18 protein-coding genes, 1 tRNA gene and 2 rRNA genes are annotated in these 19,376 nt (G+C 60.5%); 4 read left to right on the plus strand and 17 right to left on the minus strand.

The features are described from left to right. Positions 1-42 precede the first annotated feature (42 nt). From AAHA39_RS12375 to AAHA39_RS12385, 3 genes are all read left to right on the plus strand, one after another. Entirely contained in the window at positions 43-1,170 is a 1,128-nt protein-coding gene (locus AAHA39_RS12375) for an S-(hydroxymethyl)glutathione dehydrogenase/class III alcohol dehydrogenase (protein ID WP_040095041.1), read from the plus strand. Positions 1,171-1,218: 48 nt separating this feature from the next. Further along, positions 1,219-2,055, plus strand: coding sequence for an S-formylglutathione hydrolase (gene fghA, locus AAHA39_RS12380; RefSeq protein ID WP_320655762.1), 837 nt, complete (start codon positions 1,219-1,221; stop codon positions 2,053-2,055). A 186-nt stretch (positions 2,056-2,241) separates the two neighbouring features. After that, positions 2,242-3,171, plus strand: a complete 930-nt coding sequence (locus tag AAHA39_RS12385) for a LysR family transcriptional regulator (protein WP_320655763.1) — start codon at positions 2,242-2,244, stop codon at positions 3,169-3,171. On the opposite strand, the gene AAHA39_RS12390 is transcribed toward AAHA39_RS12385, so the two are convergent. The 7 genes from AAHA39_RS12390 to AAHA39_RS12420 form a co-directional block, all read right to left on the minus strand. Continuing rightward, positions 3,168-3,383, minus strand: a complete 216-nt coding sequence (locus tag AAHA39_RS12390) for a hypothetical protein (RefSeq protein ID WP_320655764.1) — start codon at positions 3,381-3,383, stop codon at positions 3,168-3,170. The genes AAHA39_RS12385 and AAHA39_RS12390 overlap by 4 nt on opposite strands. Before the next feature lie 69 nt (positions 3,384-3,452). Beyond that, on the minus strand, positions 3,453-3,782 hold the full coding sequence (locus AAHA39_RS12395) for a hypothetical protein (protein WP_069529754.1): 330 nt from the start codon (positions 3,780-3,782) through the stop codon (positions 3,453-3,455). Further along, the gene (locus tag AAHA39_RS12400; RefSeq protein ID WP_320655765.1) at positions 3,775-4,233 is read right to left on the minus strand and encodes a DMT family transporter; all 459 of its coding nucleotides are present in this window, start codon (positions 4,231-4,233) and stop codon (positions 3,775-3,777) included. The genes AAHA39_RS12395 and AAHA39_RS12400 overlap by 8 nt, the downstream gene beginning before the upstream one ends. Further along, the gene (locus AAHA39_RS12405) at positions 4,233-4,673 is read right to left on the minus strand and encodes a DMT family transporter (protein ID WP_320655766.1); all 441 of its coding nucleotides are present in this window, start codon (positions 4,671-4,673) and stop codon (positions 4,233-4,235) included. The genes AAHA39_RS12400 and AAHA39_RS12405 overlap by 1 nt, the downstream gene beginning before the upstream one ends. Continuing rightward, positions 4,670-5,185: a VOC family protein gene (locus AAHA39_RS12410; protein ID WP_320655767.1), complete on the minus strand. Its 516-nt coding sequence runs from the start codon at positions 5,183-5,185 to the stop codon at positions 4,670-4,672. Before AAHA39_RS12410 ends, AAHA39_RS12405 begins: the two co-directional genes overlap by 4 nt. Next, positions 5,185-5,550 (minus strand): carboxymuconolactone decarboxylase family protein, encoded by a 366-nt coding sequence (locus AAHA39_RS12415; RefSeq protein ID WP_041209456.1) that lies wholly within the window; start codon positions 5,548-5,550, stop codon positions 5,185-5,187. Before AAHA39_RS12415 ends, AAHA39_RS12410 begins: the two co-directional genes overlap by 1 nt. 196 nt (positions 5,551-5,746) lie before the next feature. Then, positions 5,747-6,469: a head GIN domain-containing protein gene (locus AAHA39_RS12420; RefSeq protein WP_320655768.1), complete on the minus strand. Its 723-nt coding sequence runs from the start codon at positions 6,467-6,469 to the stop codon at positions 5,747-5,749. A 395-nt stretch (positions 6,470-6,864) separates the two neighbouring features. Between AAHA39_RS12420 and ovoA the strand changes: the two genes are divergently transcribed. Continuing rightward, a complete protein-coding gene (gene ovoA, locus AAHA39_RS12425) occupies positions 6,865-9,015 on the plus strand; it encodes a 5-histidylcysteine sulfoxide synthase (protein WP_320655769.1) in 2,151 nt (716 codons plus the stop codon). A gap of 83 nt (positions 9,016-9,098) precedes the next feature. Here the strand turns inward: ovoA and AAHA39_RS12430 are convergent, their stop codons facing one another. From AAHA39_RS12430 to rrf (AAHA39_RS12475), 10 genes are all read right to left on the minus strand, one after another. Then, on the minus strand, positions 9,099-10,049 hold the full coding sequence (locus AAHA39_RS12430; RefSeq protein WP_058056266.1) for a bile acid:sodium symporter family protein: 951 nt from the start codon (positions 10,047-10,049) through the stop codon (positions 9,099-9,101). 295 nt (positions 10,050-10,344) lie between these two features. Continuing rightward, the gene (locus tag AAHA39_RS12435) at positions 10,345-11,790 is read right to left on the minus strand and encodes an amino acid permease (protein WP_215802663.1); all 1,446 of its coding nucleotides are present in this window, start codon (positions 11,788-11,790) and stop codon (positions 10,345-10,347) included. A 166-nt stretch (positions 11,791-11,956) separates the two neighbouring features. Next, positions 11,957-12,295 carry a tRNA-binding protein gene (locus AAHA39_RS12440; protein WP_005342042.1) on the minus strand — a complete coding sequence of 113 codons (339 nt, stop codon included), beginning with the start codon at positions 12,293-12,295 and terminating at the stop codon, positions 11,957-11,959. A 76-nt stretch (positions 12,296-12,371) separates the two neighbouring features. After that, positions 12,372-13,817 carry an amino acid permease gene (locus AAHA39_RS12445; protein WP_320655770.1) on the minus strand — a complete coding sequence of 482 codons (1,446 nt, stop codon included), beginning with the start codon at positions 13,815-13,817 and terminating at the stop codon, positions 12,372-12,374. A 103-nt stretch (positions 13,818-13,920) separates the two neighbouring features. Further along, the gene (locus AAHA39_RS12450) at positions 13,921-14,376 is read right to left on the minus strand and encodes a beta-galactosidase subunit beta (protein ID WP_320655771.1); all 456 of its coding nucleotides are present in this window, start codon (positions 14,374-14,376) and stop codon (positions 13,921-13,923) included. After that, positions 14,373-17,447, minus strand: a complete 3,075-nt coding sequence (gene ebgA / locus AAHA39_RS12455; RefSeq protein WP_320655772.1) for a beta-galactosidase subunit alpha — start codon at positions 17,445-17,447, stop codon at positions 14,373-14,375. The genes AAHA39_RS12450 and ebgA overlap by 4 nt, the downstream gene beginning before the upstream one ends. A gap of 321 nt (positions 17,448-17,768) precedes the next feature. After that, entirely contained in the window at positions 17,769-18,734 is a 966-nt protein-coding gene (gene ebgR, locus AAHA39_RS12460; protein WP_005342046.1) for a transcriptional regulator EbgR, read from the minus strand. 165 nt (positions 18,735-18,899) lie between these two features. Next, positions 18,900-19,014: ribosomal RNA gene (gene rrf / locus AAHA39_RS12465) — 5S ribosomal RNA — on the minus strand. Positions 19,015-19,041: 27 nt separating this feature from the next. Next, positions 19,042-19,117: transfer RNA gene (locus AAHA39_RS12470), tRNA-Thr, on the minus strand. A 47-nt stretch (positions 19,118-19,164) separates the two neighbouring features. Continuing rightward, positions 19,165-19,279: ribosomal RNA gene (gene rrf, locus AAHA39_RS12475) — 5S ribosomal RNA — on the minus strand. Positions 19,280-19,376 lie beyond the last annotated feature (97 nt).

Consider the following 19,376-nt stretch of genomic DNA (forward strand, 5'->3'; position numbering starts at 1 on the left):
ACTCATCTCTGTTCACCCTGCTCAACAAGAAGGATGTCATTCATGGCACAGGTTCAAAGCATCAAGTGTAAAGCCGCCATCGCCTGGGGCCCGGGTCAGCCCCTCTCCATCGAAGAAGTAGAAGTCATGCCGCCGCAAGCGGGCGAGGTGCGGGTGCGCATCGTCGCCACCGGCGTCTGCCACACCGATGCCTTCACCCTCTCCGGTGAAGATCCGGAAGGGGTCTTCCCCTGCATCCTCGGCCACGAGGGGGGCGGCATCGTCGAATCCGTCGGCGAAGGGGTCACCAGCGTCAAGGTGGGCGATCACGTGATCCCGCTCTACACCCCCGAGTGCGGCGAGTGCAAGTTCTGCAAATCCGGCAAGACCAACCTGTGCCAGAAGATCCGCGCCACCCAGGGCAAGGGGCTGATGCCGGACGGCACCACCCGCTTCTCGAAAGATGGTCAGCCCATCTATCACTACATGGGCACCTCCACCTTCAGCGAGTACACGGTACTGCCGGAGATCTCCATCGCCAAGGTGGACCCGGCCGCCCCGCTGGAAGAGGTCTGCCTGCTCGGCTGCGGCGTCACCACCGGCATCGGCGCAGTGATGAACACCGCCAAGGTGAAAGAGGGTGAGAGCGTCGCCATTTTCGGGCTCGGTGGCATCGGCCTCTCGGCGGTGATCGGTGCCCGTCTGGCCAAGGCCGGTCGCATCATCGCCATCGACATCAACGAGAGCAAGTTTCCGCTTGCCCGCAAGCTGGGTGCCACCGACTGCATCAACCCGAACGACTACGACAAACCCATCCAGGAGGTGATCGTCGAGCTGACCGATGGCGGCGTCGACTTCTCGTTTGAATGCATCGGCAACGTCAAGGTGATGCGCGCGGCGCTGGAGTGCTGCCACAAGGGCTGGGGCGAGTCGGTCATCATCGGCGTCGCCGGAGCGGGTCAGGAGATCAGCACCCGTCCGTTCCAGCTGGTCACCGGCCGGGTCTGGCGCGGCAGCGCCTTCGGCGGGGTACGCGGTCGCAGCGAACTGCCGAGCTATGTGCAGCGCTATATGCAGGGTGAGTTCCGCCTCGATGACTTCATCACCCACACCATGGCGCTGGAACAGATCAACGAGGCATTCGATCTGATGCACCAAGGCAAGAGCATCCGCACCGTCATCCACTACTGAGCATGATCACCCCGCCCGCCATTGTGGGCGGGGTGCAGGAGTCCTTCGATGAATCTGGACATAATCAGCAGCAACAAGAGCTTCGGCGGCTGGCACAAGCGCTACAGCCACAGCTCCACTGTGCTCGGCTGCGAGATGAATTTTGCCATCTATCTGCCGCCCCAGGCTCTCACCGGCCAGAAGGTGCCGGTGCTCTACTGGCTCAGCGGCCTCACCTGCACCGATGAGAACTTCATGCAGAAGGCGGGTGCCCTGCGTATCGCCGCCGAGCTCGGCATCGCCTTGGTAGCGCCGGACACCAGCCCCCGCGGCGACGGCGTAGCGGACGATCCCGGTTATGACCTCGGCATGGGCGCAGGCTTTTACGTCAATGCCAGCCAGAGCCCCTGGCAGGCGCACTACCAGATGTATGACTACGTCACCCGCGAGCTGCCTGACTTGATCGAGACTCACTTCCCGGTCTCGACCCGACGCGCCATCAGTGGCCACTCCATGGGCGGTCACGGTGCGCTGATCGCCGCGCTGCGGGAGCCGGGTCGCTACCGCGCGGTCTCGGCGTTCAGCCCGATCTGCCACCCGAGCCGCTGCCCCTGGGGCCAGAAGGCGCTCGGGGCGTATCTCGGCAGCAATCCTCTGCTGTGGCAGGAGTGGGATGCCTGCCAGCTGCTGCGCCACCAGCCGGTCACACCGCTGCCAACCTTGGTGGATGTGGGGCTGGATGATCCCTTCCTCGCCGAGCAGCTGCATATCGACGCGCTGGCCGAGGTGGCTGCCAGCAAGGGGTGGCCGCTGGAGCTCAACCGCCACGAGGGCTATGACCACAGCTACTACTTCGTGGCGAGCTTTATCGAGGCGCACCTGCGCTTTCACGCCCGCCACCTCTGATCAACACAGGCCCGTAACGGGCCTGTTTCAGTTGGTGTTGTGGTGATCGGACAAGATCAGCCTTGCTGCTCGTGGTAACGGCATGCCAGAGCAGAGTATCAGTGGCAGCAGCCTCCGCATGATACCGGCTTGCCCTGGCCAAGGTCGGCCGATTACCCTTGAGGATTGCGATGGAGGAGGTATCCCGTGAATTACGACGTTTCGTTGTTGGAGATAAAGCTGTTTCTGATGACCACCCGGTTTGGCAGCTTTTCAGATGTGGCGCGTCGGCAGGATATGACCCCTTCGTCCGTCTCGCGCAAGATGGCTCAACTGGAGGAGAAGGTGGGCTCCAAGCTGCTGCACCGCCATACCCGCTCCATCTCCCTCACCGAGGAGGGGGTCGCCTTTGCCAAACAGTGCGCCGAGATCCTCCAGCAGTATGAGCGGGTGGTCGGCCAGATCGAGCAGCGGGCGGACACCCCGAGAGGCACCATCCGGATCAGCGCGCCGGTCGCCTTTGGCCGGCTTCACATCGCCCCCTATCTGACCGAGTTGCTGGAGCGCTACCCCCTGCTCAAGGTCGAGTTGCAGCAGACGGATCACTATGTCGATCCGGCTGCCGAGTCGATCGACCTGCTGATCCGCATCGGGATCTCGCAAGACTCATCCCTGCGAATGAAGCAGTTTGGCCAGCAGTACTACGTGATGGCGGCCAGCCCCGACTACCTCAATCGCCATGGCGAACCGGCCAGTCCGGATGAGCTGGTGCAGCACAACTGTCTGGTCTTCAAGGGGAGCAATGGCCTGCAACGCTGGTTCATCGGCCAGGAGCAGCTGCAACCCTATGAGGTGAGCGGCACCCTCTACAGCAACAATGCCGATACCCTGGTTGCCGGCGCGGTGGCGGGTGCCGGGATTGTAGTGTTCCCCACCTGGCTCATCGGCGAGGAGCTGAAAACCGGGCGGCTCAAGCCGATCATGACCCGGTTCACCGTCTCCACCAGCGTGGAGCAGCAGGTGATCAGCGCACTTTATCTGGAGACCGACCAGCTCGCCGCCAAGGTGAGGGTGGTGATCGATTTTCTGGCGGGAAAATATGGCTCTCCCTGCTACTGGGATGCCAGACAGGTTTAGCCAGACAGCCTGCCGGTCAGCGTGCGCAGCGCCGGCAGTAAGACAAAGACGGCGCAGGCCACGATCACGCTGTCGATGAGCAACACTGCGACTGGTGCGGCGGAGTCGAGCTGCCATCTCGCCAGCAGCGGCGCCATCCAGCGCGGGATCAGCAGTGTCAGCGGAAAGATGATGGCCAGCACGTGCAGGTATTCGCCTAGCTGTTTTTTCATAAAGCCTCTGATGTTGTGGCAGCCAAGCCAGTGGCAAGAGTGGTATCCCCTTCACCACTGGCTAGCCGGCTACAGCGTGGTGATGTCCCGGGTGCAGATAAAATGGGCATCCGTGGCAAAGGTTTCGAATTGACGGATCACCTGCTGCATCTGCGCACTCTGGATCTCCTGCAGAAATTGCGTCTCCGACTCGATGCGGATCACTTCGAAGTAGTCCCACGGCGAGGCACTCTGCTGCCCCAGCATCTTCAGCCCCTTGAACACCTCGAACGAGGTGACGCTGTTGAGCCGGTTCACGGTGGGCAGATCGACCTCCCGTGCCCACGCCAGATAATCCGCCTCGTTCGTCCCCGGTTTGAGATTGAAAAAGACCATCAGGGTTGTTGCCTGTTCACTCATTTACTTGTTCCTGTTGTCGGTTCGCCAGATAGATGCAGAGCAGCGCCGCAGCGACGGCCATCATGGCGGCAAGGCGCCAGTAGTTGAGGGGGATGGGGGCATTGCCCAGCCAACCCATGGTATCGATCACCAGACTCATCACCATCTGGCCCAGAATGGTGGCTACAGTGGCGATGGCGACCCCTACCCGTGGAATGGCCGCGACCATCACCACCATGTAGACAATGCCGAACAGGGCACCGACCAGCTGCCACTTCGGCACGCTGAGCAGGGTCGCCTGATAGGGCGGCTCAAAGAAGAAGATCAGCAGGGCGGTCACCACAGTGCCCATGGTGAAGGTGAGCAGCGAACTCTGCACCACGCCGACCCGCGACCCCAACTGACAATTGATCGCCGCCTGGGCGCTGAGCGCCATGCCGGAGACGATGGCCAACACGATAATCAGCACCATCAGTTTGCTCCCAGATAGGTAAACAGCAGCGCCAGCGCGATGCAGCCGAGCGCCACCAGCCGCAGGGGACGGGTTGCCCGTTTCGGCATGCCAAACCAGCCAAAGTAGTCGATGGCAAAGCTCTTGGTCACCTGCCCCAGCAGGACGCAGATCATCGTCATCGCTACCCCCAGCATCGGGGTCGAGAGAGTGAGCGCCACCACATAGATGGGGCCGAGCAAGCCACCGATCAGCTGCCATTTCGGCACCCCATGCCACCCTGTGGATGGCCCCCGCACCGTGAAGAAACGGATCAGCCAGAGCAGTGCTGCCCCCACGCCGAAGATGCTCAGGGTGGCCCACAGATGACCCACCTGTTCACCAAGGGGGCCCAGCAGGCCCGCTTCGAAGGAGAGGCCCATGCCGGCCATCACGATTAGCAAAACCGGGAGCGCGTTCATCGTGGATCAAACAGGGCGACGGGTGATTGACGGCTATAGGCCTTGCCCTGCGGATAGGAGACCAGCTCCAGCTGCATGCCCCATGGCGCAAGAAAATAGACCCAGGACTCTCCTGCAGTCGGCCCCTCAGTCATGCAGGTCGGCTCGCCCAGCACGGCGATCCCCCGCTCCTTCAGGTAAGCCACTGCCGCCGCCATGTCATCCACATAGAAGGCGAGATGGTGGCCACCGATATCGGCGTTGTTGGGAGCCTTGAGGTTACGCTCGATATTGCTGGCGTACTCGAAGATCTCCAGATTGATCCCTTTGGCATTCATCACCGCAATGCTGGTGATCTCGGCGCGGGCATTCACGTTGAGGTGCTCCGCCATCCAGTTGTCACTCGCCACAAAGGGCCCGAACTCATAGGCCAGCTCGAAATCGAAGTGGTCGCGAAAGAAGGCGATCGCCTCTGCCAGATTGGGCACGGTAAAACCGATATGATCCGGCTTTTTCAGTCCTGGAATGGCCATCAGATATCCCCCCGCTCGTGGCGCAATTTGTTGAGCGCCCCCATGGTGGTCGCTCCCTTGTTGAAGCCGGTATAGACGGATGCAAAGACGATCAGCTCTTCAAGCTCCTGCCAGGTCGCCCCCTGCTTGAGTGCCATATCGACATGGGCTGCGAAGGGGTTGCCTTCACCGCTGACGTTGAGGGCCATCTGGTCGATGGCGATGGTGATGAGCGCCTTGCTCTTCTGGTCGAGCAGCGGCATGCCCCAGGCTTCACCAGCCACGCGAACCGTCATGTCGCCCCAGGTCGGGTGAATGGATTTGAGCCCGCTGACCAGAGCCTGATCATCGAGCACGGCATTTGCAAAAGGTAATGATGTTGTCATCAGTGACGCCTCAGTAGTTGATAAGTTCGCCATAGCGGATGAGGCGCATTATTAGGGAGCGGGATGTATTGAAAAACCGGCGGGCCGGAACATCACTTATGCAGGATCTGCACAAATGGCACGGTGAGTTGCGCCATGTGGGAAAAGCAAAACAGGCCCGTTGCGGGCCTGCTTCAGTTGTGGTGATCGGTTGGCTTCAGCTGCCCGCTCGGGTCACTCCGCCGGAGCCCACGATCTGCTGCTCCACCTCGGGGTCACCCCAGTAGGTGATGTTGCCAGTGCCTGCGATGCCGATCTTGAGCGTTTTCTGGGCCCGCACCTCCACATCACCGCTGCCGGCGATATTGACCTCGACCTCGTTGCTACGCATTTCGCTGCCCAGCACATCGCCAGCACCGGCAATGTTCAGCTCGATGCTGGCGGCAGAGCCGCTTCCCAGATCCAGGCTGCCTGCACCAGCGATATTGCCTTTCAATCGCTGTACCTCCAGCTGGCTGGCGACGATACCACCGGTTCCCGCCACTGACAGCTCCAGCGCCTCGCCCTTGAAGCCGTGCAGATCGCCGTTGCCGGTACCTGCCAGCGCCATTTCGCTGAGCTCTGGCAGGGTGATGGTGATCTCCAGCGGTTCAGTAGGCCGCAGTCGGTAACCATCCTTCACCTCGATCTCCAGCTTGCTGCCGCGCTCGGTCAGCTCCAGATACGGCAAGAGATTTGCCTGCCCCTTGATCAGGATGCCGCGCTGCTCCCCCGCCACCAAATGGAGGGTGGCCGGAGTTCCCGCCAGCACCCGGGTCACCCGCTCGCCCAGTGCCTGCTGGCGCTCGACCGGGACACCTTCCCCCTTGATCTCGGTGTCGGCAAAGACGTTGCAACCTCCCATCACCAACGCCACCAAGACGCCAATCATCCACCGCATAACTGTTCTCCTTTTTATTTATTGATAAGCCACCTGACAGGCCCTGTTCGAAACCACAAAAATAGAGGCCGTATGAAACCACAGATAGCAATGGCCATGCCAGAAGCTAACCATATGATTTTCAATAAAAATAAAATCAACAGTAAGAAGTGGCACGCATTAAAAAGAGCCATTTAGACCACCATTTGGCGAATCTGACCATCCCCTAACAGGCAGGTGGAGAGCTGGCTGGCGAGCCGTTCGCGAGGTCGCTACGCTGACAAGCCGTGGAAGTTTTGGATTGCCCTGCCGGTCTGTTGAGCCAATAGTGGTACTTCGTGCGTACCAAGCTCTCTATTGCGGTAATGTCATTACCACTGTCTTGTCAGTCTTCACTGCCAACAAGGAGTCAGAGCGTGACCCAAGCAAGCCCTCTCTATTCCACTGCCACCGGTCTGCCGGAGCCGACTCGCACCCCGTTGCTGACCGGCAGCGATCCCGAGCAGAAACGGCGCGAGCTGCTCGCCTACTTCTGCCAGACCTTCGATCTCTACGATTCACTGTTCGACTGTCTGGCCGATGAGCGGGCCTGGTTCAACAAGGCGATCCCGCTGCGCCACCCGCTCATCTTCTACTACGGCCACACCGCCGCCTTCTTCATCAACAAGCTGCTGGCGGCGCGCCTGATCGACCAGCGGCTGGATGCCCGCATCGAGGCCATGGTCGCCATCGGGGTGGACGAGATGAGCTGGGACGATCTGGACGAGACCCACTACGACTGGCCCAAAGTCAGCGAGCTGCGCAGCTATCGGGCCAAAGTCCGTTCGCTGGTGTGCGATTTTATTCGCCAGATGCCGCTCACTCTGCCCATCGACTGGCAGAGCCCGGCCTGGGTGATCCTGATGGGGATAGAGCACGAGCGCATCCACCTCGAGACCTCCAGCGTGCTGATCCGCCAGTTGCCACTCGCCTGGGTGCGGCAGCAGCCTTATTGGCCCGCCTGCACCGAAGCCCGCCACCGCATTGATCAGGTGCCCGCCAACAGCCTCCTGCCGGTGGCCGGCGGCAAGGTGCGCCTTGGCAAGCGGGACGCCACCTACGGCTGGGACAACGAATATGGCGAGCGCCAGATCGAGCTGGCCCCGTTTCAGGCCAGCCGCATGCTGGTGAGCAATGCCGAGTACCTCGCCTTCGTCCAGGCGGGCGGCTATGGCCAGCAACAGTGGTGGGATGAGGAGGGATGGGGCTGGTGCCAGTACGCCAAGGCGCAGATGCCCACCTTCTGGGTGGGTGATTCCACCAAGCCCGAACAATTGCAGCTGCGGCTGATGACCGAGCAGATCGCCATGCCATGGGACTGGCCAGTCGAGGTAAATCAGCTGGAGGCGGCTGCCTTCTGTCGCTGGAAGGCGGCCCTGACCGGACTCCCCATCAAGCTGCCGAGCGAGGCGGAATGGATGCTGCTGCGCGAGCAGCTACCCGGCGATCAGCCGGACTGGACGGAGGCCCCCGGCAATATCAATCTGGCCCGTTTCGCCTCCTCCTGCCCGGTGGATGCCTGCCCGCAAGGGGAGTTCTTCGATCTGGTGGGCAATGTCTGGCAGTGGACCAGCACCGCCATCGACGGCTTCGACGGCTTTAAAATCCACCCGCTCTACGACGACTTCTCCACCCCCACCTTTGATGGCAAGCACACCCTGATCAAGGGCGGCAGCTGGATCAGCACAGGTAACGAAGCGCTCAAATCATCCCGTTACGCCTTCCGGCGTCACTTCTTCCAGCATGCGGGTTTCCGCTATCTGGTCTCCCGTTATCAGGAACCCGTTATCGTGAATCCCTATGAAACCGACACGCTGGTCGCTCAGTACCTCGACTTCCAGTACGGCCCGAGCCACTTCGGGGTAGCCAACTACGCCAAGACGCTTGCTGATCTTGCTGGCGAGCTGTGCAGCAACCACCAGCGGGCGCTGGATATCGGCTGTGCCACCGGCCGCGCCAGCTTCGAACTGGCCCGCCACTTCCAGCATGTGGACGGGGTGGACTACTCGGCCCGCTTCATCGATGTGGCGCTGGCCCTCGCCAGTCAGGACAGTTTCCGCTACGCCATTCCGCTGGAGGGTGAACTGGTGGAGTATTGCGAGGCACGCCTGTCGAGCCACGGGCTGGGGGCAAGTCAGGCTGAGCGCATCCACTTCAGTCAGGGGGATGCCTGCAACCTCAAGCCCAAATATGACCACTACGATCTGGTGCTCGCCTCCAACCTCATCGACCGGCTGCGGGAGCCCGCCCGCTTCCTGCGGGATATCGCCCCGCGGCTGCGCAGCGGTGGCCTGCTGGTGCTCACCAGCCCCTATACCTGGCTGGCGGAATATACCCCGCCCGCCAACTGGCTCGGCGGTATTCGCGAAAACGGCGAGGCGCTCACCACCTATCAGGCGCTGCAACGGCTGCTGGCGGCGGAGTTCGAAGAGCACTGCCCGCCGCGGGATGTGCCCTTCGTCATCCGCGAGACCGCCCGCAAATACCAGCACACGGTGGCGCAGCTCACCGTCTGGCGCAAACGCTAATCCGCCGGTCGGCATGCAGATGAAAAGAGGGAGGCCAACTGGCCTCCCTCTCTCTTGTTATGGCTGTCAAAACGGCGCGAGTATCAATGCCCCTGCTCATGATAGCGGCGCGCCAGCACGGCGCAGACCATCAGCTGGATCTGGTGGAAGATCATCAGCGGCAGCACCATCACCCCGACGCTGGCGGCCGGGAACATGACGTTGGCCATCGGCACCCCGTTGGCGAGGCTCTTTTTCGAGCCGCAGAAAACGATGGTGATCTCGTCCGCCTTGTCGAAGCCGAGGCGGCGGCTGATCCATACGTTCCAGCAGAGCACCAGCGCCAGCAATACGCAGCTCAGCAGCACGATACTGGCCAGATCGTACCAACCTACTTGGTGCCAAATCCCCTGCACCACCGCTTCGCTGAAGGCGACGTAGACCACCAGCAGAATGGAGCTCTGATCCAGCTTGCCGATGAGCGGGCGGTGGCTATCGACCCAGCGACCGATGAGCGGGCGCGACAGGTGGCCCACCACGAACGGCAGCATCAGCTGCATCATGATGGACTGGATGGAGTGCCAGGTGTCGATCCCCTCCCCCTGCACGTGGATCATCATCCCCACCAGCACCGGCGAGAGGAAGATGCCGAGGATGCTGGAGGCCGAGGCGCTGCACACCGCCGCCGACACATTGCCCCCCGCCATAGAGGTGAAGGCGATAGCCGACTGCACTGTGGCAGGCAGGGCACAGAGATAGAGGAAGCCGAGGTAGATGGCCGGGCTCAGCCAGCTCGGTACCAGCGGGGTGAGCAGCAGCCCCAGCAGCGGAAATAGCACGAAGGTGCTGAGCATCACCACCAGATGGAGCCGCCAGTGGCCGAGGCCTGCCAGCAGGTTCTGGCGCGACAGCTTGGCGCCATGCATGAAGAACAGGAGCGCCACCGCCAGCTTGGTCAGCAGACCGAACCAGACAGCCACCTGCCCCTCGCAGGGAAAAAGGGAGGCCAGGGTGACCACCGCAATCAGCACAACAGTAAAGGGATCCAGACGCACGAAAGGTCTCCATCAGAAGGGCATCCCGCAGCCATGGCGACAGTCAGGATTGGGGAGGGCAAGAAACAGAGCGGGAGATGTCTGGCACCTCCCGCTAAAACGAACCTCCAGCTTACCCCGATAACGGAGAGGCGCAAAGTTGAGCGGCGAATAATTGTTCATCAATGCTTAACGCCTTCACCATATCGAGTAGCAAAAGTTGACGATAAGCCGGCCCTGACAGCTCCCAAACGGCTAAAAATGGATAAAAAAACGGGCGACCAAGGCCGCCCGTTCCGCTTTTTCACCTAGCCGATCAGCGTTGGCTGGCCAGCTTGTCGTTGCCGCTTTTCTTCTCATTGCCGCCGAGCTTGCGGGCCTGCCGCTTCTCGAAGCGGGAGATCCACCAGTAGGCCAGCGCCGAGAAGACCGCGGTCATAAAGACGTTGATGAAGAAGGCGCGCACCAGATCCACCCCGGCCGGGAAGGCGGAGGCACTCATGCTCACCACGAAGATGGCGATCAGCACAGACACCACGCCCATCCCGAACTTGCGCGACCCCATGCGGAAGTCGCGGGGGGTGTCGTCATGTTTCCAGCGGAACACGAAGTAGGCCACCATGATGAAGATCGGCGGCAGCATGGCGGTGCCGGCGGTGAGGTTGATGGCGGTGTTCATCATCTGCTGCACCGACTCGGAGCCGAAGCCATTGACCACCAGCATCGCGAACACGAAGACAAACTGCCACCAGGCGGCGCGCACCGGCACGCCGTGCTCGTTGAGCTGGGTGGTCTTCTCGCCGTAAACCCCCTGCGGGATCTCGGAGAAGTGGATCTTCACCGGCGCCGAGGTCCACATCATCATGGAGCCGAACATGGCGATAAACAGCACCACGCCGACGAAGCGGCCCACCAGCGCCTCGGAAAGCCCGAAATACTGCGCCATGCCGGTGAAGATCTCCACCATGCCGCCGGCATAGGTGAGGCTCTCGCGCGGCACGAACACGTTCACCAACAGGGAACCGACCGCATACATGGCGCCGATGACGATACCGGCACTGATGATCACCTTGATGAAGGACTTCTGGCCCCCCTTCACATCATTGAGGTAGGCCGCTGCGGTCTCGGCACCGCCCGCCGCCTGGAAGATCCAGCACATGATGCCGAGGGTCGCCCAGTTGACGGTAGGGGTCATCGCCTCCAGCGTGATGGGCTGGGCCGGCACATGATCGCCACTCAGGGCCATGAGGGCGCCCAGTACATAGATGGCGAACAGGGCAAATACCCCGTAGGCCACGATCTCGGCAATCTTGCCGAGCCAGCTCGCCCCCTTGGTGGAGATGTGGGTCGCCGCCGCAAACAGCACGATGGAGATGATCGAGGTGACCATGGGCGAGAAGCTGTACTCATAGCCCAGCATGGCGTAGGAGGCGTAGGCGATGACGTTGGGCAGCAGGGAGACGAACCAGAACAGGTTCACGAACCAGTAAAGAAAAGAGCCCAGATAGGCCATCCGGGTGCCGAGCGGTTTTTTCAGCCAGTCGTACATCCCCGACTCGGAGTTTTTGTTGGCCGAGACGAACTCGGCAATGATGAAAACAAACGGGATGAAGTAGACGATGGTCGCCAGCAGGAAGATGGGGGCGGAGCTGAGCCCCAGCTCGATGTTGTTGTTGACGATGTTGCGCACGTTGAACACGGCGGCAAAGGTCATCGACAACAGGGCAAACTTGCCTATGGTGCCGCGTACGGATTCAGACATGGTGTCCTCCAGTGGACTCGCGCTCCCTGCGGGGAGCGCTGTGACTCTGTGATGTGTTCGGCAAGGGTCTGTCGGCCCCGCGCTTTACTCTCTTGTTATGATCGGGCCGCGTGGGCGGCCTCGCTGGTGAACCGGTGCCGTCTCCCGCACCGGCTCGCAATACCATTCAGACGATCGGGGTGCCCGGCGCCATCGGCACCCGCGGTTGCAACAGCACGCTCTGGCTCTCGTCCGGGGTCTCGGCACACAGCAACATGCACTCGGAACGCTCACCGCGCATTTTGGTGGGCTTGAGGTTGGTCAGTACCACCACCTCGCTGCCCATCAGCTCCTCTTCGCTGTAGTAAGGCACCAGACTGGTGACGGTCTGCAGCGGCCGCTCGCCACCCACGTCGATCTGGACGATGTAGAGTTTGTCGGCACCGGGGTGACGCACCACCTCCAGCACCTTGCCCACCTTCATCTCGACCCGTTTGAATTCGGCAAACTCGATCGTCTCGCTCATGCTCTTTTCCTTTTCTGGTTCAACGGTTTGCGGGTGGCCAACGGCCACCCGGTTTGATTGGGATTCAATGCAGTGGCTATGGCGTCTGCATGGCAACCTGCGCTGTCGGCTGGGCCTCTTTGGCACGCGCTTCGGCATTGAGAGAGGCCTCGTATCTGTTGTATTTCCACCAGGCGAAGCCGAGGAAAATCACGATCCCGCCGACGTTGTAGAAGATGATGGTCATGATGTCGGCACCGGTCGGGAAGGTGGAGGCGAGGAAGCCCACCGAGAAGATGGCGATCAGCACCGAGACCACGGCGATGCCGGTGGTGCGCGAACCCATCCTGAAATCCCGCGGCAGGTGATCGAGCTTCAGACGCAGATTGAGGTAGGCCAGCATGATGAACAGCGGCGGCAGCATGGAAGCGGCGGCGGTCATGTTGATGACGGTGTTCATCAGATCCTGCGCTGTGTTGGAACCCAGAGTCGGGATCACCATCAGCGGCAGCACGATGAGGTACTGGATCCAGGCTGCACGGGCGGGCACGCCGTTCTCGTTCAGCTCGACGGTTTTCTTGCCGAAGATACCGGCCGGGATCTCGGAGAAGAAGATCTTCACCGGGGTAGCGGTCCACATCAGCAGGGAGCCGAACATGGCGGTGAAGGAGACCAGACCCACGAAGCGGTTCATCAGGATCTCCGGCAGGCCGAAGTAGGCGGCCAGCCCCTCGAACACCTGCACCGAGCCGCCGGTATATTTCAGGGTGTCGCTGTGGACGAACACGTTGATCAGCAGCGACGCGATGGAGTAGAGCACGCCGATAAAGATCCCGGCGACGATGATCACCTTCACGAAGGACTTGGAGCCGCCCTTCACGTCATTGACGTAGACCGCCACAGACTCGGCGCCACCGGCTGCCATAAAGATCCAGGTCGTAATACCCAGGAAGGCCCAGCTGAAGTCGGGGACCATGGCCTCTACCGTGATGGGGTCGGCTGGCTGTACGCCGCCCACCAGTGCCGCACCCGCCAGCAGAATGTAGGAGAGGGTCAGCAGCAGCATCAGGGACGAGGTCACCGAGGTGATGGGGCCGAGCATCTTGGCACCGTTGGTGGAGACATAGGTGGCAAAGGCGAACAGCACCATGCTCAATGCCGTGGTCGCCACCGGGGTGAGAATGTACTCATAGCCGAGGAAGGCATAGGAGGCGTAGGCGATGACCCGCGGCAGCAGCGAGGTGAAGAAGAAGAGGTTCACGAACCAGTAGGTGTAGGCGGAGATAAAGGCCCAGCGCCCGCCGAGGGAACTCTTCACCCAGGCATACACCCCCGCTTCGGAGTTTTTGTTCAGTGACACAAATTCCGCAATGATCAGGCAAAACGGAATGAAGTAGAAAATGGTGGCCAGAAAGAACATCGGGGCCGAGGCCAGACCGATCTCGATGTTGTTGTTGATGACGTTGTTGAAGCTGAATACCGCCGCGAAGGTGAGCGACAGCAGACCAAACTTGCCTATCGTATTGCGTTTGGAATCAGACATGGTGCATCTCCAGACCTGTAGTTATTGCCGCGAAAGGGCGGGGCATGATTTGTAGGGTGAGCCCCGCCCTTCCGGCTTTTATCAGTGCAGAACCGGCGGCTTGTTATTTGTTTTTGAAGTAGCCGCCTTCGACGGTGACCTTGATGATCACCTTGCGCACCGGCCCGTCGCCGACAAACCTGTAAGCCTCGTCGTTCTCGAAGATCACCACCTGCCCGTTGCCCACCTGCTGGCGCTCACGCACCTCACCGGCCAGCCACTCGCGGTCGGTGGTGTCGTCATAAGCCTGCTCGACCGCCAGCTCCGATTTGGGGGCCCACTCCACCGTCTCTGCTCCTTCCAGGTAGTAGTGAACGTCGAAGTAGCGGCGCTGCCCCTCGAACAGTGAGGTGGCCGGGCTGGCCCCCTCCTGCAAGCGGTAGGTGAGGGAGTCACCGATGGAGTGGCAGATTCCTGGCTTGAGGTTCGGCAGGTTGTTGATGGCCTCCACGCAGCGGCCCCACTTCTTGCCTTCCCGGTAGATGTTTGTGAACAGGGTCAGGTTGTCCAGGGTGATCATGCGAGGTTCCTCCCGCCGTTGATGGTGAGATCGAGCCCGGCCAGTGCAGCCGGATTGAGGTTGCCACGGGCGATGGGCAGCAGGGTCAGGCCGAAGCTGAATGGCTCGAAGCGCACCCGCCAGGAGTCCAGCACCTCGGAGCCCCAGGAGTTGGAGCCGAGCCCCAGTACCTTGTGATCCAGATTGAGGGTGAGATAACCGCTCGGTTCCAGCTCGTTGATGTGCTGCGCCGCGTGGATATGCTCCCAGCTGTAGGGCCAGACGCTCAGGTTGATGGGGGCATCGGGTCGCACGTAGAGACCGGCGCCGTGGCGGTTGGTCAGGGTCGCCCAGCGCACCTGCTGGCGGTTGCCGTTGTCCTGCGGGAAGGGGTAGTGCCCCCACATCTCGCTCACCGTGCTCTGGAAGCTGTCGATCCAGTTGCTCTGGCGGCTGTCCTGATAGTTTTCGCCCGGGCCCATGCCGTAGTAGTGCACCCGGTCGAGATCCTGACGAATGCCCAGCTCGAAGCCGATCTTGGGGATGATGTCGTCATAGCCGCCGTAGGGCTGACCGGATAGGGCCACGTGCAGTTGGCCGTTCGGGCTCAGGGTGTAGACGTAGCGGCAGCGCATGCCGAAGTCGAACACCGGCGGTGCGATCAGACTCTCGACCGTCACCTCGACTGCCTCGCCCAGCTGACGCCAGCTTAAGCCACGGAAGTGCTCCTGCATGATCTGCAGGTGGTTCGGGTGCCACAAGCTCTCGTACTCCTGCTTGTGGTTGTCGATCATCGGCTTGAAGAAGGTGAGGCGCGGCGAGCGCTCGATGAGCTCGATACCGTCCTGCTGCCAGCTCACCAGCTTGCCGTCGAGGCGCGAGAAGCGCAGGGCAAAGCCGCTGCCGCTCAAGGTCAGCGCGAGGCGCTCATCGGCAATCTGCAACGCAGTGGCGTTGGGATTGGCAAAGGGCTGCAGCTGGCGAGTCGATGCCTTCAGCTGGAACTGGTACTGGCCCAGCTCGTGCTCCGCCGCGCTGTAATGGGTGGCGGTGGCCTTGATGACCCGCAGCTGGACGAAAGTCTCCCGCCCATCTAGGGATGGCAGTTCGAGTTGCAGATCTGTGGTGGCACCGGGGGCAATCCCTTCCAACCGGATTTGCTGGCTGGCCAGCAGTTCGCCCTCGGCCTTCACTTCGACCAGCAGGCGGATATCGTCGAGAGTGGAGAACCAGTAGCGGTTTTCCACTTCCAGCTTGCCGCTCGCCAGATCCAGCGCGCGCACCTTGACCGGGCAGATCACCTGCTTGTATTCACGCAGGCCAGGCCCCGGGGTCTGATCCGGATAGATGAGGCCATCCATGCAGAAGTTGTAGTTGTTGGGATAGTCGCCGTAGTCGCCGCCGTATTTGTAAACGGGGCGGCCCTGCTCGTCCTGATCCAGAATACCGTGATCGCACCACTCCCAGATGTAGTGACCCTGAATGTGGGGATGGCGGTCGAACACCTGCTGGTATTCGCTGAGGCCACCCGGGCCGTTGCCCATGGCGTGGGCGTATTCACAGAGGATGCGCGGCTTCGCCATCGGGAACTCGCCAAAGCAGTTCATCTGGGAGACGCGGGAGTACATGGTACTCACCACATCCACCACCTCGGCATCGCGATCCTCTTCGTAGTGCACCAGCCGGGTCGGGTCGATCGCCTTGCAGCGCTGGTACATGGCTCTGATGTTGCAGCCGTAGCCGGACTCGTTACCCAGCGACCAGATGATGATGGAGGGGTGGTTCTTCTGGGCGTGAACATGGCGCTCGATGCGATCCACGAACACCGGCTCCCAGAAGGGGTCGTCGGTGATGCGGCTGAGATCGCCGACGTTGGCAAAACCGTGGGTCTCCACGTCGGTCTCCGCCATCACGAACAGACCATACTGGTCGCACAGCTCGTAGAAGCGCGGGTCGTTCGGGTAGTGAGCGGTACGTACCGAGTTGAGGTTGTGCTGCTTCATCAGCACGATATCGCGCTCAACACGATCCATGCCGACCGCACGGCTCTTGAGGTGGTCGTTGTCGTGCCGGTTCACCCCGTGCAGCTTGAGGTAGTGGCCGTTGACGTAGAAGAGGCCATCCTTGACCTTGATTTCACGCACCCCGACCCGCTGCGGGATCACTTCCAGCAGCTCGCCCTGACCGTTGTAGAGGGAGAGTTGCAGCTGGTAGAGGTAAGGATCTTCGGCACTCCAGAGATGGGGGTGGGCCAGATCCAGCGTGAAGCGGCAATCACACTTGCTATCGATGGCGAGATGGTCGAGCGAGCCGTTGGCGATCTCGCTGCCCTGATCCAGCAGCGACCAGACCAGACGGTGATCACGGGCTGCCGCCCCCAGATTCTCCAGCTGAATGTCGCAGCTCAGGGTAGCGCTTTGATTGTCATCAGCCAGCGCAGTGCGGATGAAGAAGTCCTGCACATGGGCGGCCGGTTTGCCCACCAGATAGACGTCGCGGAAGATCCCCGCCATCCACCACATATCCTGATCTTCGATATAGGTGGAGTCAGCCCATTGCATCACCCGCACTGACAGCAGGTTCTCGCCAATGTTGGCGTAGGCACTGATATCGAACTCGGCGGTGAGACGGCTCCCCTTGCTGAAACCGACGTAGTGGCCGTTCACATAGACCTCGAAGTAGGTCTCCACCCCGTCAAACTTGATGATCACCTGCTCGCCGCCCCAGGCCGGGCTCAGCGTGAAGCTGCGCTGATAGGCGCCGGTGGGGTTGTTGGTCGGCACGAAGGGCACGTCGATGGGGAAGGGAAAACCTTCGTCGGTGTACTGCAGCTGACCATGTCCTTCCATCTGCCACATGTTGGGCACAGTGATCTGGCCCCACTCGCTCATGGGGCTGTGATAGAAGGCCTCCGGCACCTGCAGGGGGTGGTCGAAGTAGTGAAACAGCCACTGGCCGCCAAGGCTCAGAAAACGGCGGCTCAGCTCGCGCTGCATGATGGCCGCCAGCGCGTGGTCGGCATAAGAGAAGAAGTAGGCACGCGGGGCCAGCCTGTTTTCACCAACGAATTGGACGTTTTCCCAGTTATTCACATGTCCTCCCGGAACAAGGCAACTTTGACTGGGTAAACTTTAGATAAACATTTACTAAATATCAGCTTTGAATTGGTAAAGTTTTAACCTGATCACAATGAACAGATGGTTTTGTGAGCGAGATCAGAAGCGGGAGATAAAGGAGGGCAAGATATGGATGAGTGGCATGGTTGTTGATAGCAGTTGGCTGATCTGCAATAAAATCAGCTACAAAACAATATGATATGAAGTTGTTGGATGATATGGGAAAGAGGTTTGCTTGGGAGAGGTGTCGCACCACCGCATGATGGCGCGACTAAAAAGCAGAATGTTTTACTAAAATCAGCGGGTGGTGCCGCGCAGGGTCAACTTGCTCGGTACCAGCACCCGGAGTGGAATATCCCGCTCGTCTCGCAGCCGTTCGACCAGCAGATTGACCCCCTGGGAGCCCATCAACTCGGAGTGGATCCGCACCGTGGAGAGCGGCGGGAAGGTGAACTTGGCGGTCGGAATATCGTTGACGCTGATAAGCTCGATCTGCTGGGGAATCGCCAGTCCCTTCTCGTGAATGGCACGCAGCACACCGATGGCGATGGAGTCGGAGGCGACGAACAGCGCCTTGGGCCAATCGCCGGCCAGCATCTCCTTCGCCAACTGGTAGCCGGAAGCGCTGGAGAAGTCCCCACGATAGAGATCGCTCTCCTGCACCACCCCCAGCCGCTGGCCATAATCCCGGAAGGCCAGTTCACGCAGATCCGGATTCTCGTCCTGGCCACCGATATAGCCGATGCGCTGGTGCCCCTGCGCGATGAAGTAATCGACGACCTGCTGGCTGATCAGGGCGAGATCCACATCGACCGAGTCGAACTCTCCCTGTGAACGGCAGTCGACAAACACCAGCTGGCTGGAACAAGCCCTTAGCTGGACGAGACGCTCGGCTGTGAGGGTACCGACCACCAGAATGCCATCCACAGCGCTCAGTTCGCGCCCTTCACCGCAGTTGTAGAGATGGGTCAGTTCGATATTGAGGCGGGCACTCTGAGTCTCGATGCCATAACGGATAGCGAGATAGTAAGGGTCGTTGACCTCGGTACTCTGGGGATAGGCATAGACCACCAGAAAGTGCAGCTTGCTCTTGTGTACCCCCTTGCGGGCGCTGCTGGTCTTGTACTCCAGCCGTTCGGCAATCTCGAAGATCCGCTGCTTGGTCTCTTCCTTGACGCTCAGGCTGGGATCCTCGTTCAGTACCCGGGATACCGTGGCGAGAGAAACCCCCGCTTCCTGTGCAATTTCCTTCAACGTAGCCATCAATACCTCGCTGGCAGCATCACGTGTTAATCGGTAACGGCTAAAGAGTAACGGGCAATCCCTTGATAGCCCAGCACTTTTACTAAAATGCCGGCGGCGGTGCAGATTTTTGGAACGCAGAAATGCAAAAAGGCCTCCCGAATGGGAGGCCTCTTCTAAATAGGTGCCTGACAGTGTCCTACTCTCGCATGGCGAATGCCACACTACCATCGGCGCTACCGCGTTTCACTTCTGAGTTCGGCATGGGATCAGGTGGTTCCACGGCGCTATTGCCGTCAGGCAAAAGCTTTTAAAACTAACTTAAAGATGGTGCTGATACCCAGAATCGAACTGGGGACCTCATCCTTACCAAGGATGCGCTCTACCGACTGAGCCATATCAGCACACTAACCGGTAAAGACCACGCTATCCGCGTAATCTAAAATTGGGTGCCTGGCAGTGTCCTACTCTCGCATGGCGAATGCCACACTACCATCGGCGCTACCGCGTTTCACTTCTGAGTTCGGCATGGGATCAGGTGGTTCCACGGCGCTATTGCCGCCAGGCAAAATCTTCAATCTGAGAAAGCTGACGTAAGTAATTCGTTCGTATTTGCTACAAGCCTTAGAACACTTCTTGGGTGTTGTATGGTTAAGCCTCACG

Origin of the sequence: Aeromonas sp. SE22 (assembly GCF_038739755.1) — a bacterium.
In the GTDB taxonomy this organism is placed as follows: Bacteria; Pseudomonadota; Gammaproteobacteria; order Enterobacterales; family Aeromonadaceae; genus Aeromonas; species Aeromonas jandaei.

Bases quoted from the DNA above. Each gene is read 5' to 3' on its own strand.
- AAHA39_RS12375 (WP_040095041.1), top strand. From the start codon at position 43: ATGGCACAGGTTCAAAGCATCAAGTGTAAAGCCGCCATCGCCTGGGGC.
- fghA (WP_320655762.1), top strand. From the start codon at position 1,219: ATGAATCTGGACATAATCAGCAGCAACAAGAGCTTCGGCGGCTGGCAC.
- AAHA39_RS12390 (WP_320655764.1), bottom strand. From the start codon at position 3,383: ATGAAAAAACAGCTAGGCGAATACCTGCACGTGCTGGCCATCATCTTT.
- AAHA39_RS12395 (WP_069529754.1), bottom strand. From the start codon at position 3,782: ATGAGTGAACAGGCAACAACCCTGATGGTCTTTTTCAATCTCAAACCG.
- AAHA39_RS12400 (WP_320655765.1), bottom strand. From the start codon at position 4,233: ATGGTGCTGATTATCGTGTTGGCCATCGTCTCCGGCATGGCGCTCAGC.
- AAHA39_RS12405 (WP_320655766.1), bottom strand. From the start codon at position 4,673: ATGAACGCGCTCCCGGTTTTGCTAATCGTGATGGCCGGCATGGGCCTC.
- AAHA39_RS12410 (WP_320655767.1), bottom strand. From the start codon at position 5,185: ATGGCCATTCCAGGACTGAAAAAGCCGGATCATATCGGTTTTACCGTG.
- AAHA39_RS12415 (WP_041209456.1), bottom strand. From the start codon at position 5,550: ATGACAACATCATTACCTTTTGCAAATGCCGTGCTCGATGATCAGGCT.
- AAHA39_RS12420 (WP_320655768.1), bottom strand. From the start codon at position 6,469: ATGCGGTGGATGATTGGCGTCTTGGTGGCGTTGGTGATGGGAGGTTGC.
- AAHA39_RS12435 (WP_215802663.1), bottom strand. From the start codon at position 11,790: ATGTCTGAATCCGTACGCGGCACCATAGGCAAGTTTGCCCTGTTGTCG.
- AAHA39_RS12440 (WP_005342042.1), bottom strand. From the start codon at position 12,295: ATGAGCGAGACGATCGAGTTTGCCGAATTCAAACGGGTCGAGATGAAG.
- AAHA39_RS12445 (WP_320655770.1), bottom strand. From the start codon at position 13,817: ATGTCTGATTCCAAACGCAATACGATAGGCAAGTTTGGTCTGCTGTCG.
- AAHA39_RS12450 (WP_320655771.1), bottom strand. From the start codon at position 14,376: ATGATCACCCTGGACAACCTGACCCTGTTCACAAACATCTACCGGGAA.
- ebgR (WP_005342046.1), bottom strand. From the start codon at position 18,734: ATGGCTACGTTGAAGGAAATTGCACAGGAAGCGGGGGTTTCTCTCGCC.